The sequence below is a fragment of the Collimonas sp. PA-H2 genome, assembly GCF_002564105.1.
Classification (GTDB): Bacteria; Pseudomonadota; Gammaproteobacteria; order Burkholderiales; family Burkholderiaceae_D; genus Collimonas.
In genome coordinates this window covers 378042-390483 of the sequence record NZ_PDBX01000001.1, presented here as the reverse complement: position 1 = coordinate 390483, position 12442 = coordinate 378042, and the positions used below count along the sequence as shown (strand labels likewise).

Here is a 12442-nt window from a genome sequence, read left to right as displayed (position 1 = left end):
TCATGCTGCAATCAATTGGCGGCAACGTCTTCCTGATCTTGTCGGTGCTTGTTTTCGTCGCGGTGGTCCTGCTGCTGGAAGGCCTCTTCATGATGTGGAAATCATACAGAGGACCGCAAGCCAGGAAGATTGCCAAGCGCTTGCAGGCGCTCTCCGCTTCTCTTGATAAAACCAAGCAATCGCAACTGTTGAAACAGCGGATGCTGAGTGAAATTCCGGTATTCGAGCGGATATTGCTGAACCTTCCCAGGGCGCGCAGACTGGACAGATTCATTCTCCAGGCGGGGCTCGACTGGACCGTATCCAAGCTGCTGCTGTCATGCCTGGCATTGGGTGTAGCGGGGTGCCTGGCGATGACTTTCCTGGTTCATCAATCCATCCTGCTGGGGGGGGCGGTTGGCGTCGCGTTTGCGGCTCTGCCTCTGCTGTATGTGCGTCATAAGCGCAGCCGCCGTCTGACCAAGATTGAACAGCAGCTGCCTGATGTGCTTGACCTGATCACCAGGGCGTTGCGTTCCGGCCATGCCTTTTCGTCCGGCCTGCAAATGGCCGGAGAAGAAATGGCGGAGCCGATTGCCGGCGAATTCCGCATCGTCCACGATGAAGTCAATTTCGGCGTATCGCTGCAACAGGCTCTGACCAACCTGAGTGAACGGGTGCCGATCACCGATCTGCGTTATTTCGTGGTCGCGGTACTGATTCAGCGCGATTCAGGCGGAAACCTGACCGACGTGCTCAGCAATCTGAGCCGCTTGATCCGTGAGCGCCTGAAGCTGCTTTCCAGGGTCAAGGTATTGTCGTCCGAGGGACGGCTGTCGGCCTGGATCCTGGGGCTCATGCCATTCGCATTGGGCGCTGCCATGAGTCTCCTGAATCCGGATTTCATGGCGCCCTTGTGGCACGATCCTATCGGCATTGCGATCATTAAATACATGCTTATCTTGATGGTCGTCGGCATTTTTGTCCTCAGAAAAATAATCAAGATCCGGGTCTAAGGGAGAATGAAATGTTAATACTTTCCGTGCTCGTTTTCTTCACTGTAACGTTGGGGCTGGCGGGATTGTTTCTCTGGCTGGCGCCAACCAAGACAGAGCAGCGGCTGCAGGCAATGTCTAATCCGGCCGAAAAACCACGCTGGACAGAAACCATGGTCAATCTGGTCGGTCCCTTTGCCAATCTGTCTTCGCCAACCGGCAATTGGGAAGCATCGCCGCTACGGATCAAGTTTTTCAATGCCGGCATCCGGCATGGCGACGCCCGCCTGATCTATTTTGGCATCAAGACCTTGTTGCCGCTGGTCTTTGCGGCGCTGGCATTCCTGGCGCTCAGAACAACCACGCAATCTGATGGCATGGCGTTTTTGCTGTACCTGATGCTGGCAGCCATGATCGGCTGTTATCTGCCGAATGCGCTGCTGCACTGGAAGATAAAAATGCGCAGGCGCGAAATTTTCGAAAGCTTTCCCGACGCCTCCGATCTGATGCTGGTTTGCGTCGAAGCGGGTTTAGGACTGGATGCCGGCCTTACCAAGGTGGCTGATGAAATCAAGATCAAGAGCGTCGCCTTGGCAGAAGAACTGCACTTGACCAACCTGGAGATGAGGGCGGGCGGCACGCGGGAGAAATCCCTGCGCAATCTCGCGCTGCGCACGGGGGTTGAGGAAATAGGCATATTCGCCTCCATGCTGACGCAAGCAGACAAATTCGGAACAAGCATCGGCGAATCGTTGCGGGTATTTTCCGATGATCTGCGGCACAAAAGGCAAATACGCGCCGAGGCAATGGCCGCCAAGGTTCCGACAAAAATGCTGTTTCCCTTGGTGGTGTTCATATTCCCGTCAATTATCATGGTCATCATGGGGCCGGCTGTGATCCAGATTATCCGAACCATCATGCCAATGCTGAGTGGAATCCATTGAACTGCAATCAAGGTTGGGGATTTCCCAGCTGATGCTTGATTGCATACACATATAATTCAAGTCGATTACTCACGCCCAGCTTGTGGTATATGGATGTCAAATGGTTGCACAAGGTGTGTTCGGATATGTATAGCCGTTGCGAAAGCGCTTTGTTGGAAGCGCCGCTGCCCTCGACGATCGTGCGGATGATTTTTTGCTCCTTGACTGTCAGGGTGTCCTTCTTTTCCGTTTCGGGATCAGGCTTGCGGACGGCGATTGGATTCATGAGTTCGCCGAATACCCTGCCCAGCGTCTCACGGTCAAGCCACAGCTCGCCCTGATGGGTTTTTTCTATCGCCTTCAGCACCTGTTCCGCCGATACGTCTTTGCGCAGCACCCCGCGGGCGCCGCGAAGAACTGCGACGTCCAGCGTCGATTGTCGGCGTTCGGCGGTCAGGATCAACACGCGCGACACCAGATTCGACAGCAGGGCTGGAATAATATCGAGGGCGTCTTTCCCGTCCAGGTCAAGATCCAGCAAAATAACGTCCGGAACCAACTGACCGATTTTAGCAAGCGCTTCTTCGCAGGTTCTTGCGGTCCCGACCACCTCCATCTTCGGTTTTTCACCATCGATCAATTTACTCAATCCCCACAACATCGTCTGGTGATCGTCTATGAGCATTACGCGAATGGTTGCGTCCGCCGATTTCATGGCCTCACCTTTTTAGACGGGTATTTCGATCAATACGGCAGTGCCGCCGCCAGCGCCTTGCTTCACTTGGGTCTTGCCGCCTAGCGCGGTGGCCCGTTCAGTAATCGATCGCGGCGTGAAATCGACAGGCTGGACGCCAACACTTTCATTTTCAATTTGAATCCTGAGCCAGCCATCCGCGCACTGGAGCTTGACGAATCCGCTCTGCGCATCAGTGTGCTTGCAGATGTTGCTCAATCCTTCGCGCACGACCTGCAATACTTCCGCGGTCAAGCGGTCGCTCACATTAAGTTCGCCTTCCATGCTGACCCCGATGTCGATCCCGTAGAATTCCCGGACTTGCGCAGCCTGCTGGCGCAGAATGACGAGAAATATCGGTTCAGTCTGCCCCAGTTCGTTTTTAAACGTTCCGGCATAGCGGCGCAAATCGCCTATGACCTGTGCCGCCATGCTCATCAGTTTGTCGAGATCGTCGATGAGGGGATTGTCGGGAGCGGCTTTGTTCCGCACTGCGCTCAAGCCCATTTTCAAGCCGATATACGGCTGGATGGCCGTATCGTGGATATCCAACGCGATCTTTTTCCGTTCTTGCGAAACTGCCTCCGAGGCCATCCGGTCGAGCAGTTCGATGTTCTCGATAACGGGAAATGCTTGTTCGGCGATATGGCTCAGGAACAGGGCGTCCGCTTTGCTGAACCGGTGTCTGTGCGAGATTACGTAGATCCGGCCTTCTCCTTTTCTCAATGACAAAGGAACACTGATAAAGGCATCGGTCTCCAGAAGCTCGGCCATGTCCTGGCTTGTCTGCTCTGCGCATTTGATCCATTTTCCGCTGACCGTTCCATACGCCAAAGACCCGCCGAGTATGTACATGGTGGGGCCAAGTGGGCGGTTGTATACAACGATTTGATCTTGGGGGAAAGCCATCAGTCGTGATGCTGCCTCTGCACGAATTTGCACGGCATTGATTGACTGTTCTAGATCGCCTTCCTTGATTGTCCGTAATGAATCGGTCGCGGAATCTTTGTCCCGGATCACTAAAATACAGCTGCTGCCTTTGAAAAACGCCAAGGTCTTTTTCAGGATGGAGGTGATGGTGTGATCGACCCCGAAACGTGGATTCGATAGCCGGCTGACATCGCGCAGCAGGGCGATCCGGCGCTTCAGTTCTATTTTTGACTCGCCCCAACGCGCGCTCATGTAGCCGAATGTCAGCAAGAAGGTGGTGCGCAACAATAAGCGAGGAAGATCTTGCTCTGTCTCCAGCGCCAAGCCGCATGCGGCCAGCAATACCGCTGAAGCGACGGTGATTCGCGCACCTTCTTCGAAACCCCAGCGAAAAGACGAAGTGAGAATGGCGAAAAAGAAGAACAGGAAAAAAAAGCTGCTGACGCCGCCTGTGAACAAGACAATCAAGGCATACCAGCAGACATCCATCCAGTGGATCAGCTTGCTCTGAGAGAATGGTTTGTTAAGCAGCGCAAAAATATAAAGGGCAGTGCAGTGCAAAACATAGCCGGAAAAGACGAACCATGTAAAACGGTTAACGTCGCTCAAGCCCGAAGGGTCGATAAAAATCGCTAGCAGGCCGGACACGGCCAGTACCAGCCGCATCCTGCCAACCATTTGTGCGTCAGCGGCGTCCGTGGCAAGACTCGAAGCAACTTCGTTTTCTTTGCCTGGCCTGTGGACAGCCCTGGTGTTCTCGCGCCAAGACATTGAGCGTGATCCTCCCTGTGTTTCCTTGCGCGCGATTTTTTTTGTGCCCCTTATGGGCTGCGCCGATGTCCGGAAACGGTCAAACTATATTGTTGCTTTTTAATAATCTCAGTTTTTTTTGAGAAATATTTTTAATTGTTAATTATTGAATTAATTTATATTTTGATTGTTAATTTGTATATTGCCCCTCAGGTATACCTATGTCAATGCTGGAGTGAACGCATCTGTGGCAAAGCAATCAGTTGCCAACTAACAAATGAATCAGGACAGTCTCCATATCCCTATTGCGGACGGCAGGAAGCGGCACTGATTTGCGCTTTTCGACCCCCACCCGGATATGCTCGAAACAAAAGGGAATTGTCGAAACGACATAGCTGGCATAGCGGACCGCCTGCTGCCGGAAGTTTGGCATCCTGTCAGTTTCAGCATAGGCGATACGGGCTGACATCCCACATAAATTGAGGGCTGCGAATTTGCTGCGGCAAATGGTGGGAGGCAGAACTGATGCCAGGCTACAGTTTCATTCCATGCCGTGAACCGGCAGATGGGTTTCATTCCGTTGGCTAGCCGCGCTGGACACTATTGCCCAGTCGGCACGTAGAGATGAGTGGACAACCGGCCCCGACATCGCCGGAAGCGTACCGTCGCACCAATCCGCCCAATACCTGATGCTTGGCGGCAAGGGCGGTCATTTTCTGTTCTATTGGCACCGGCTTGCGAGCGACTAGCACCGCAGATGCCGTGCATCGCTGTTCAAATCATCGAGGCCGTCGGGATGGTCAGCATTGAGTAATTAGCAATTACCTTTTTTGGCCTGTCCTGGCGGGCAAAATCCATTGCCGGGTCCCCCCTGTCCGCGGCCTTGCGGGGCCACTATGGCGTCGGGATAATCCAGCCCATAGACTGCGCAACCTTGTATGGTAAGTACGAAAAAACTGCACAAGGCAAAAAGCTTTTTCATGGTTCTTTTCCTTTTTCTTGAATGATTGACTTCTCATTAAAACGTGCACATTTTGGCATATCGATCAGGGAGCTTGTCGATATTTGTATCCGGCTTGTAGCAATTCACAACAGATTACACATCCCATGCTCAGCAATGCTGGTTGCCATGGCGGTTACGAAGGGAGGAACGAACATTGTCATGCGGAGAAGAGTGGAGTGTCGAAACAATTCGATACATCTAATACACTTAATTCCTTAACTCTCCATTGGATTTGCGCGTTAATGGAACTGCAGTGTCAGTAAAATAGGCTCGCTTGATGGCGTTTCCCGCTAATTCGAAGACATGTACAAAGCGATTCAACTTCATAAGAGAGGAAAGATCATGTTTAAAAAAGCATGCATTGTTGGCGCCGCTTTGCTTTTAGCCAGTGCCAGCATTACCACCTTTGCCCGTGGCGGCGGCGGCTCACATGCCGGTGGCACGTCCACGCAACACATCAGTAGTGAAGGCTTGAAAAACACTAACGGGACTAATGCGCTTGACCGCGATAAGGGATTGCAGCGTTCGGCGGACCGTGAAAGCCAGAAGGGTTTAGCTCACAAAACAGCGAATAAGGGAAAAATGCATAAGCATGTCAAAGTGCATGAAAAAAATTGAGTCATCATTTCATTGCCCGAAAGCCCGCTTAACCACCGCGGGCTTTTTTTTGTCTGCAGGGCATGGGCTGGACCAGCGCGCATGCCGATGGACCTCAAGAGCGCAATGACCTGTGCAGGCAATCTATCCTGGCCGCAAGCGGATAAACATTGCTGCGGTGAGGAGCCTGTCCATTTGGGAAGGTTAAAGATTGTGACGTCTTGGCAAACCGGTCAACTGCAACTTTAAGCTCCCCGTTTAGAAAGCCGGACAAATGATCATCGTGCAAAAAAACATGCCATGTTCGTTTGCCAGAAGCAATTTTGAAAATAACTTTCTGGAGCAAGATTATGAAATGTTCTCTCATCGCGTCAGCAGTCATCGGCCTCGGGATAGGTATATCCGGTGCGGCGCATGCCATTGACGTCGGCATCAATATCGGGACACCGGTTCCAGTGATCGTTGCACCTGCGCCTGTCGTGGTGGTCGGCTGGCATGGCGATAGATACTACGATGGCCATCGATACTGGGAACGGCGCGAGTGGGAAGAGCGCCATCACCACGATGGGGATCACGACAGGGATCATCGCAGGGATCGCGATGAGAGGCGTGACCATTGCCCGCCGGGGCAGGCGAAAAAGGGCGAGTGCTAAAAGATATGCGCAGCGGCACTCGACACAGACGGTTTTTCACATCGGTGAAGATCGCCATGTCGATGGCTGCAGCCAAATTGCGCTATTGCGCTTGCTCATCTGCGTAAAATTTTTTTCGGTAATCGAAAAACACATTCAATCCATCAAAGAGGAAAGATCATGAACCAATTCAAGATAGGCGCCTTGGTGCTGGCGGTTACTGTGATAACAGCGGGTTGCGCCGATATGTCGGAAACTCAAAAAGGTACGGCGATGGGCGCCGGAGCAGGCGCCGTGCTGGGCGGTCTGGTCGGCGGCATCGCGGGGCCGGGCGGAGCCAAGCGGACGGCAATCGGCGCAGGCATTGGCGCCGCGATTGGCGCGGTTGGGGGCAATATCTGGTCTAACCGGATGGAAGCACAGAAAAAGGCCATGGAACAAGCAACCCAAGGTACTGGCGTGCAGGTTAGCCAGACCGCGGACAACCGCTTGAAAGTCAATATCCCAGCCGATACCGGTTTCGCCACGGGCAAAGCCGATCTCAATCCGTCCTTGCGTCCGGTACTCGACCAGCTGGCTTCAAGCCTGGCGCAAAATCCGGCTGCCTTGGTGGAGGTTTACGGCCATACCGATAATACCGGCACCGATGCCATCAACGGTCCGTTGTCGCGTCAGCGTGCGCAGAACGTCAGCAGCTATTTGAGTAGTCGCGGCGTTACGGCAAATCGCATAACCTCTGACGGGCTCGGCGCGAGCCAGCCGCTGGTTGCTAACGACACGCCTGCTAATCGCGCGATAAATCGTCGCGCTGAAATTTATGTCAGGGAACAAACGCCTCCTCAGCAAGGACAGCAAGCTGCGCGATGATTTCCGGCGGCGGGGAAGTCGGGCAGTACTGGCAGTGGAGCAGATATGCCGATTCGACGCCCGACGCTTGACGCTGTGAAAAGGTTGCAAATGCTGGAAAGCCCGCGGTAACGCGGGCTTTTTTTGTTGGCATGTACTGGCGAGCGAGCAGCTGCTCGCGGGCTTGGTGATGATCATGGCATGGCGTAGTACAACATCGCGCGCACGCACCAGGGCAAGATGTGCTGCGGGCGCACGCCGATCAAACATTTGTTGGCGGAAAGGAGGCGTGGCGCGATAAAATCACGGCATTGAACAACTGAATTTGATCTGACAACTGCACACGTCGGGCCGGGGAATGTCATATATGGACACCCTCAGTTTGCCAAACAATCAATCGATGATTTCAGAAGGTAAAGATTGCAGCCATATATCCAGATTTTCATTGGGGCGGACACCTCTGTCCCTGATGGAATATGCTGACTGGCGCCTCTATCAGATCACCGTACTTTTCGTACCCTGACATTCTCGGATGCCGCAGGGCACGATAGACGGATTCGCGCACGATAAATTTGCCGGTGCGAGAGAGGTTTTCGAGGCCAATTTCAAGAACGGAGAAGAATTGGGCGCCTCGTTCTGCGCGACAGTGGATGGCGAGACGGCGGTCGCCAGGCGCTGGCCCGAGTTCGCCGCCAACGGCAAGGATCGCATCACCGTGGACCAGCTGATGAGCCACTCCTCGGGTCTCTCCGGCTGGCGCCCGGCCGTCAGCGGCGCAGACTTCTACGATTGGGAAAAGCTTGCCTGAGCGCCGTTCCGATTTCATGGAATTTCCTGTTTCCGGGACGGAAGCGACATCGCTTGCAGAGTGCGTATTGCCGCCGCGATGTCGTCCCCGGTGTCGGCGATGAACCGGCGGTAGGCGGTCACCACGCTTTCCACTCCGCCCGATGCTGGCGAGGCTGCCTGCGTATGGCCCGACATCATTTTGCGGTCTGGCGATCGCTGCACTGTCCAGTTGATGACGGCGTCAGCGCGTCCGCCGAGTTCGGCATTCATGCGCATCACTTCGACGGTAACGCGGTACAACGGCGTCTCGCCGGACTTGCCTTGATGGTAGATGTCGATGGCGCCGAGGCTGGCTTGCAGCCGTTGCGACAGTGCGTCGCGCAGCTCGTCGGGCAGCGGCGCCGACCAGCGATCCAGTTCCATCAAGCTGAGCCTGCCGCCTCCTTTGTCCAGAAGCAAATTGCTGCGGTTGAGAGCTTCCGGGACGTGAATGGGGAGTACTTCGATCAATACCGGCTCTTTGCTCCGGATGACAGTCGGCGCGCTTGCAGCATCAATTGCCGGCCCCCGTGCCAGTGTGTAATAACGCGGCTCGGGTGAAGCGCATCCGGCTAATATGGCGGCAACGAGTATCAGTTCCGCAGACAGCGCAGACAGATTGGGAGAGTTGCTCATGGTCACCTCGAATCCGTCTTCCCGCGCAGCAAAGCTTCGGGATGGCGCTCCAGGTAGTCGGTCAGGGCACGCAAGGAGGCGGTGCTGCGCGTTATTTCCTGCATCATGCGGCGCGTATCCTGCTGCAGCGGCGCATCCGGGGCGAGCGTATCGTTAGCCGCCCGCAGAGTCTGGCGCGCGTCCTGCAGTGCGGCCATGGCTTGCGGTACGACATTGCCGTTGACCTGGGCCATCAGCTTGTCGGCATTGCCCAGCATCTTGTCCAGCGCCGCCATCGAGGTATGCAGGTCCCGGCCAATCTGCTCGAACGGCACCTTGTCGAGCTTGGTAACGATGGAGCCCAGCTTGGCCTGCAACTCGTCCAGCGTGCCCGGCGTGGTGGCGAGTTCGGGCATGGGACCGTCGACGCTGATTTTGGCCGGTGGCGCCTTGGGGAAAAAATCGAATGCCACGTAGAGCTGGCCGGTCAGCAGATTGCCGTTGCGTAGCTGTGCGCGCATGCCGCGCTTGTTCATGGTTTCGGCGATATCGTAGGCTTGCTGCTTATCCTCCAGGTCGCGCCGGCTGAAGCCCATGCGGGATGGGTAAAGTTCCACTATGACGGGAAAACGGAAGTTTTTTTTGTCGCGCTGATATTCAATCCCGATCGAGCGCACCTGACCCACCACTATGCCGCGAAAATCCAGCGGCGCTCCTGGCGACAAGCCGCGCACGGACTGGTCGAAATTGAGCACGGCAAGCGCCGGCTTCAGTTCGTCGGGCGCCTTCATGGCCTCTGTCTGGTCGCTTGCCAGCATGAATTGCGTGTCCGCGCTGGCAGCGGCAGCGGCCTTTGCATTGTCAGGTTCCTGGAAGGCCACCCCGCCAAGCAGCATGGTGGCGAGCGCCTGCGTATTCACCTTGAGACCGCCGGCGTCCAGCTTGATGTCTATGCCGCTGGCATGCCAGAAACGGGTGTTGGCGGTGACCAGCTTGTCGTAGGGCTTGTCGACGAACACCCGCAAGGAGAGGTCGCGGCCGTTTGGTTCAAGCTGGTAAGCCACTACCTGGCCTACCTGCATGCGCCGGTAGTAGACCGGGGAACCGATGTCGAGCGAGCCGAGGTCTGCAGCTTGCAGCAAGAATTGCTTGCCAGGGGCATCGGTGGTTACCGCCGGCGGTACTTCCAGCCCGCTGAAAGCATGGCTCCGTGCTTCCGACGTGCCGGCGTCCACGCCGATATAGGTGCCGGACAACAGCGTCTCCAGGCCTGAAATTCCCGAGAAGGCAAAACGGGGGCGCACTACCCAGAAGCGTGTATCTTTGGCCAGGAAGTTCTCGGCATCGTTGCTCAGGGCGATGGTGGCGACCACGTGGGAACGGTCCGGCGCCAGGCGCAGGGACTTGACCACGCCGATGTCAACGGCCTTATAGCGCACCGGGGTCTTGCCGGGCGCGAGTCCGTCCGCGGTGCGGAAGCTCACGCTGATCTCGGGGCCGCGTTCGGCCAGCGTGTGTATCAGCAGGGATAATCCAGCGACGGCGGCGACGATGGGAACCAGCCATACCAGCGAGGGTAGCCAGCGCGCGCGCTGGCGGAGTTCCGGGTGCGTCGGCGCCGGCCGTATCGGGGGATTGGAAGAATCAGGTTCAGTCATCGTTTGCGTCCAGCGTATCCCACAGCAGGCGGGGATCGAAACTCAGGGAAGCGAGCATGGTGAGTACTACCACGGCGGCGAAAGCCAGGGCTCCGGGGCCGGGAATGATGGTGGCCAGCTTGCCGGCGCGTACCAGCGCGGCCAGCATGGCGACGACATAGATATCGAGCATCGACCAGCGGCCGATTGCTTCCAGCAGACGATACAAGCGGGTTTGCTGCCGGATGCGCCGGATAGAGCGGAAATGTACTGACAGCAGCAGCATCGTCAAAGCCATCATCTTCAGGAGCGGCACCACCACGCTGGCAATCAGCACCAGGAAGGCTAGCGCCTTGGAACCTGAAATCCAGAAATAGGCGATGCCGGAGAGGATCGTGTCGTACGAGGTCCCGAGGATAGACTGCGTGGTCATCATTGGCAGCAGGTTGGCAGGAATGTAGAGAATCGCGGCAGCGATCAGATAGGCCCAGGTGCTTTCCACGCTATCTGGTTTCCGGCGATGTAAAACAGTTTGGCAGCGCGGACAGGGCTGGGCTTCAAACGCATGCGGGCTGAGCAGGCCGCAGGCGTGACAAGGCAGCATTCCCATCGACGTCGCGGTGGCTGCCAAAGACAGCGGCACGCTCATCGCGGCGGTCCCTTCGCCAAGTACTGCCACAGGTCGCGCGGATCGAACGACAGCATGGTCGCCAGCACCACCACCAACGCGCTGAACGACCACAGCGCCGGGCCGGCCAGGATATCGGCTACGCTGGAGAGCTTGACCAGCGTCACCACCACGCCGAGCAAATAGACTTCGATCATGCCCCACGGCCGTGTCAGCTGGATGCCGCGGACGATGCGCGCGAAACCTGTCGGCACGCGGCGCCGTCCCATCTGCACCAGCAGGTAGAGCATCATCATCATCTCTGCCAGCGGGAACAGGATGGTGGTCGCAAACACCAATAGCGCCACCAGCACCATGTGATCTGCATACAGCGCTTGCACCGCCCCCCATAGCGTGGTTTTCGCGCGTATGCCCTTGAGCTCCATCTCGACAATGGGAAAAACGTTGGACAGCAAAAACAAGATCAGCGCGGTCGCCACCAAAGGCAGAAGCTGCTGATAGGCGCGCCTGCTCTCGCGGTATAGCGAGCCGCCGCAGCGCCGGCACAGTGCCTGCTCGCCTGTGGCAAGATCGGCGCGCTGGTAAACGGCGTCGCAGTATTCGCAAGCGACCAGGTGTTGACGGTCCGCACCTGGAGCCGAAGCCGCAACATCCCGGTTTGGCGTCATTTCAGCTGCTCAAGCAGTGCGTCTGCCCCTTTTTCGATACCGGCTTTCGATGCCGCCAGCGATCCCATGCTGGCCCCCAGGTTCCAAGGGCGGGGGTATTGCTTGGTAATGAAGGCGTTGAGCAGGCGGTCGCTAGCCGCATCGTAGACCTCGACAGCGTAGATGACGGAGCCCGTCAGCGTTCCTTCCCGGTTGCGCGCATTCTGCACGCCGTTGTAGATGCCGCCCGCGATATCAAATCGTGAAAGCGTCGCCAGCACCGGCGTGTTGGTTTCCGCACCGGTCAATATCAATTTCAGGCGCAGCGTGTTGGGAGCAGGATCGCGGGAGAGCATGAAACGCGGCGCCAGCTTTTCTGCGAATTGAACCTGCATGTAGCTGGCAAGAGCATCCTTGTCCTTTTCCGTCATGTCCCCGAACTGTTGATCCGCTCCCCGGTAAACCACGACCTGATCAATGATGACCGCGTTATATTTTTTCCAGTCGACAGGAGTCGAATAACTATAGGGAACACGTCCGCTATCGTTGTTCCGGTTGGGCGCCAGCCTGGATGACGACGAGATTCCCGAGTACGCATTCGGTTGCGTGGTGCTGCAAGCGGCAAGCGCCATGCAGAACGCTGCAATCGCCGCCAGCCGGCCCGCCTTGATGGATATGTACATTTCAATTCCTTTTCAG

General features: G+C 56.3%; 13 protein-coding genes and 1 pseudogene. 7 read left to right on the top strand and 7 right to left on the bottom strand.

Features of this window, described 5'->3' with window-relative positions; genetic code table 11:
• Positions 1-2: 2 nt before the first annotated feature.
• A complete protein-coding gene (locus tag BCF11_RS01760) occupies positions 3-995 on the top strand; it encodes a type II secretion system F family protein (protein ID WP_098493226.1) in 993 nt (330 codons plus the stop codon).
• Positions 996-1006: 11 nt separating this feature from the next.
• Positions 1007-1918, top strand: coding sequence for a type II secretion system F family protein (locus BCF11_RS01755; protein ID WP_098493225.1), 912 nt, complete (start codon positions 1007-1009; stop codon positions 1916-1918).
• A 7-nt stretch (positions 1919-1925) separates the two neighbouring features.
• Here BCF11_RS01755 and BCF11_RS01750 read toward each other — a convergent pair whose 3' ends face one another.
• Entirely contained in the window at positions 1926-2612 is a 687-nt protein-coding gene (locus BCF11_RS01750) for a response regulator transcription factor (protein ID WP_098493224.1), read from the bottom strand.
• 12 nt (positions 2613-2624) lie between these two features.
• Positions 2625-4331: a sensor histidine kinase gene (locus BCF11_RS01745; RefSeq protein ID WP_098493223.1), complete on the bottom strand. Its 1707-nt coding sequence runs from the start codon at positions 4329-4331 to the stop codon at positions 2625-2627.
• Positions 4332-5655: 1324 nt separating this feature from the next.
• On the opposite strand from BCF11_RS01745, the gene BCF11_RS01735 reads away from it, so the two are divergent.
• The 5 genes and pseudogenes from BCF11_RS01735 to BCF11_RS01720 all read left to right on the top strand — a co-directional run bounded on the left by BCF11_RS01735 (position 5656) and on the right by BCF11_RS01720 (position 8196).
• Positions 5656-5931 (top strand): hypothetical protein, encoded by a 276-nt coding sequence (locus BCF11_RS01735; protein WP_098497271.1) that lies wholly within the window; start codon positions 5656-5658, stop codon positions 5929-5931.
• Between the two features lie 329 nt (positions 5932-6260).
• Positions 6261-6563, top strand: coding sequence for a hypothetical protein (locus BCF11_RS01730; protein WP_098493221.1), 303 nt, complete (start codon positions 6261-6263; stop codon positions 6561-6563).
• A gap of 159 nt (positions 6564-6722) precedes the next feature.
• Positions 6723-7409, top strand: a complete 687-nt coding sequence (locus tag BCF11_RS01725) for an OmpA family protein (RefSeq protein WP_098493220.1) — start codon at positions 6723-6725, stop codon at positions 7407-7409.
• A gap of 189 nt (positions 7410-7598) precedes the next feature.
• Positions 7599-7711: pseudogene (locus tag BCF11_RS28570) on the top strand (IS481 family transposase); the annotation flags it as partial.
• A 209-nt stretch (positions 7712-7920) separates the two neighbouring features.
• On the top strand, positions 7921-8196 hold the full coding sequence (locus tag BCF11_RS01720; RefSeq protein ID WP_199110711.1) for a serine hydrolase: 276 nt from the start codon (positions 7921-7923) through the stop codon (positions 8194-8196).
• Between the two features lie 14 nt (positions 8197-8210).
• On the opposite strand, the gene BCF11_RS01715 is transcribed toward BCF11_RS01720, so the two are convergent.
• Genes BCF11_RS01715 through BCF11_RS01695 form a run of 5 tightly spaced genes read right to left on the bottom strand, consistent with a single transcriptional unit; the run spans position 8211 to position 12426 of the window.
• Entirely contained in the window at positions 8211-8852 is a 642-nt protein-coding gene (locus tag BCF11_RS01715; RefSeq protein ID WP_098493219.1) for a membrane integrity-associated transporter subunit PqiC, read from the bottom strand.
• A gap of 2 nt (positions 8853-8854) precedes the next feature.
• Complete coding sequence (locus BCF11_RS01710) at positions 8855-10489, bottom strand: intermembrane transport protein PqiB (protein ID WP_098493218.1); 1635 nt, start codon at positions 10487-10489, stop codon at positions 8855-8857.
• The gene (locus tag BCF11_RS01705) at positions 10482-11210 is read right to left on the bottom strand and encodes a paraquat-inducible protein A (protein WP_233212334.1); all 729 of its coding nucleotides are present in this window, start codon (positions 11208-11210) and stop codon (positions 10482-10484) included. Before BCF11_RS01705 ends, BCF11_RS01710 begins: the two co-directional genes overlap by 8 nt.
• Positions 11114-11764, bottom strand: a complete 651-nt coding sequence (locus tag BCF11_RS01700; protein ID WP_098493216.1) for a paraquat-inducible protein A — start codon at positions 11762-11764, stop codon at positions 11114-11116. The genes BCF11_RS01705 and BCF11_RS01700 overlap by 97 nt, the downstream gene beginning before the upstream one ends.
• Entirely contained in the window at positions 11761-12426 is a 666-nt protein-coding gene (locus BCF11_RS01695; RefSeq protein WP_098493215.1) for a DUF3313 domain-containing protein, read from the bottom strand. Before BCF11_RS01695 ends, BCF11_RS01700 begins: the two co-directional genes overlap by 4 nt.
• Positions 12427-12442: the final 16 nt, after the last annotated feature.